The following is a 2,617-nucleotide window of genomic DNA, read 5'->3' as shown; positions in this document are numbered from 1 at the left end:
GCCGTGTACCGAGTGTTCGAAGCGCTTGACGAATTGGGCGCCATTGTCGAAGAAGCGCGTGGCGTGCCGATGACGGCGGGTTGCGTGGTGCCCCGCGGCGACGTGCTGGAACTGATCGACGACATCAAGGACGCCATCCCGGGCGAACTGGATGACGCCCAGGACGTGCTCGACGCACGTGATTCCATGCTGCACGAGGCCAAGGAGCACGCGGACTCGATGGTGGGCAGCGCGACTACCGAAGCGGAGTCGATGCTCAACCACGCCCGCGCCGAGGCCGACCGGCTGCTGGCTGACGCCAAGGCACACGCCGACCGGATGGTGGCCGAGGGCCGCCAGCACAGCGAGCAGATGCTCGCCGGAGCCCACGACGAAGCCGCCCGCCTCTCGGCGACCGCCAAGCGCGATTACGAGGCCAACGTCAGCCGCGCCCAGGCCGAATGCGACCGACTCGTCGAGAACGGAAACCTCGCCTACGAAAAGGCCGTGCAGGAGGGCATCAAGGAGCAGCAGCGACTGGTGTCGCAGACCGAGGTGGTGGCCTCGGCCAACGCGGAGGCCACCCGGCTGATCGACTCGGCGCACGCCGAGGCCGACAGGATGCGCGGTGAATGCGATATCTACGTCGATTCCAAGCTGGCCGAGTTCGAGGAGTTCCTCAACGGCACCTTGCGTTCCGTCAACCGCGGCCGCCACCAGCTGCGCACCGCCGCCGGAACCCACGACTACGCAACGCGGTAGCCGCAGTTCACCACCGCGAGCGCCGTAGAATCGCGGCTATGGCGAGGCGTGCGAGCACGAGGACACAGCGATGCCCACCCTCGCCACTTGTCGTCGACGTCGCCCGGCTGGGCCGGCGGCCGGGCGACGCGCTGTCGGTGCGCCGCCGGGTGCCCAGCCCGTCGCGCATCGGCCTTGACCTGGAGGCGATACCCGCGGGCGCAACTCTCGACCTGGACCTGCAGGTGGAGTCGGTGTGCGAGGGCGTCCTGGTGACCGGGCCGGTAGCCGCAGCCACAACCGGTGAGTGCGCGCGGTGCCTGACACCACTGACCGGCCGGGTCGAGGTGGCGCTGACCGAGCTGTTCGCCTATCCGGACAGCGCGACCGACGCCACCACGGAAGGGGACGAGGTGGGCCGTGTCGTTGATGACACGGTGGACCTGGAGCAGGCCATCGTCGACGCGGTCGGGCTGGCGCTGCCGCTGTCACCGCTGTGCCGGCCGGACTGCCCCGGACTCTGCCCCGATTGCGGTGTTCCGCTCGCTGATGCCGACGCCGGGCATCACCACGACCAGATCGATCCGCGCTGGGCCAAACTGGCTGCAATGTCGGGTCTGGCAGAGCGCGGGGACGGCGAACGGTGAGTAGACCCCGGCAAGCCATACTCGACGCGCTCGGTGTCGACCTGCCCGACGAACTGCTCACGCTGGCGGTCACCCATCGCAGCTACGCCTACGAGCACGGGGGGCTGCCCACCAACGAACGGCTGGAGTTCCTCGGCGACGCCGTGCTCGGCCTGGTCATCACCGACGAGTTGTTTCGCCGCCACCCGGACCGACCCGAAGGTGACCTGGCTAAACTGCGTGCCAGCGTGGTCAACACCGCTGCGCTGGCCGACGTGGCACGAGAGCTGACCGGCGACGGGCTGGGTGCGCACCTGCTGCTGGGCCGCGGCGAGGTCAACACCGGCGGGACCGATAAATCTTCCATCCTGGCTGACGGGATGGAATCGCTGCTGGGCGCGGTCTACCTGCAGCACGGGATGGACACCGCACGCGAGGTGATCCTGCGGCTGTTCGGCGAACTGCTGGACACGGCGGCCACGCTGGGGGCCGGGCTGGACTGGAAGACCAGCCTGCAGGAGTTGACCGCAGCCCGCGGACTGGGCGTGCCGTCGTACGCGGTCACCTCGACCGGCCCGGACCACGACAGGGAATTCACCGCGGTAGTGCTGGTGACGAAGACCCAATACGGGACCGGTGTGGGCCGCACCAAGAAAGAAGCCGAACAGAAAGCGGCGTCAGCGGCATGGAACGCGCTGGACGCTCTCTACCGCGCGTGACCTAGATGCCCGAACTGCCCGAGGTCGAGGTGGTGCGGCGTGGCCTGGCCGACCACGTGGTGGGCCGGACCGTCACCGCGGTACGGGTGCATCACCCCCGCGCGGTGCGCCGCCACCGCGCCGGCCCCGCCGACCTGACCGGACGGCTTTTGGGTGCGCGAATCAGCGGCACCGGCCGGCGCGGCAAATACCTGTGGTTGTTGCTGAACGGACTCGACAATGAAGCTCTGGTCGTGCACCTGGGCATGAGCGGCCAGATGCTGCTGGGTGCACAGGACTCCGCGCCGAACGCCAACCACCTGCGTATCACCGCGCGGCTCGACGACGGGACCGCACTGAGCTTCGTCGACCAGCGCACCTTCGGCGGCTGGCTGCTCGCGGACCTCGCCACCGTGGACGGCAGCATGGTGCCGGTACCCGTCGCGCACCTGGCCCGCGACCCCCTGGACCCTCGCTTCGACGCCGAAGCGGTCGTGGGCGTGTTGCGGCGCAAGCATTCTGAGATCAAACGTCAGCTGCTGGACCAAACTGTGGTGTCGGGCATCGGCAACA

4 protein-coding genes are annotated in these 2,617 nt (G+C 68.9%); all 4 read left to right on the top strand.

Annotated features, from left to right (window positions below; translation table 11 throughout):
- The first annotated feature begins 3 nt into the window (after positions 1-3).
- Entirely contained in the window at positions 4-741 is a 738-nt protein-coding gene (gene sepIVA, locus AC2VON_RS01680; protein ID WP_486951379.1) for a cell division protein SepIVA, read from the top strand.
- Positions 742-779: 38 nt separating this feature from the next.
- A complete protein-coding gene (locus AC2VON_RS01675; protein WP_486951378.1) occupies positions 780-1,367 on the top strand; it encodes a YceD family protein in 588 nt (195 codons plus the stop codon).
- Complete coding sequence (gene rnc, locus AC2VON_RS01670; RefSeq protein ID WP_486951377.1) at positions 1,364-2,065, top strand: ribonuclease III; 702 nt, start codon at positions 1,364-1,366, stop codon at positions 2,063-2,065. The genes AC2VON_RS01675 and rnc overlap by 4 nt, the downstream gene beginning before the upstream one ends.
- A 5-nt stretch (positions 2,066-2,070) precedes the next feature.
- The coding region (locus AC2VON_RS01665; RefSeq protein WP_486951376.1) for a DNA-formamidopyrimidine glycosylase family protein at positions 2,071-2,617 on the top strand (547 nt) is incomplete at its 3' end.

The sequence above is a fragment of the Mycobacterium sp. TH-M82 genome, from assembly GCF_057473605.1.
Note: the sequence above shows the minus strand (reverse complement) of the source record. Positions and strands in the feature narration are given on the sequence as shown.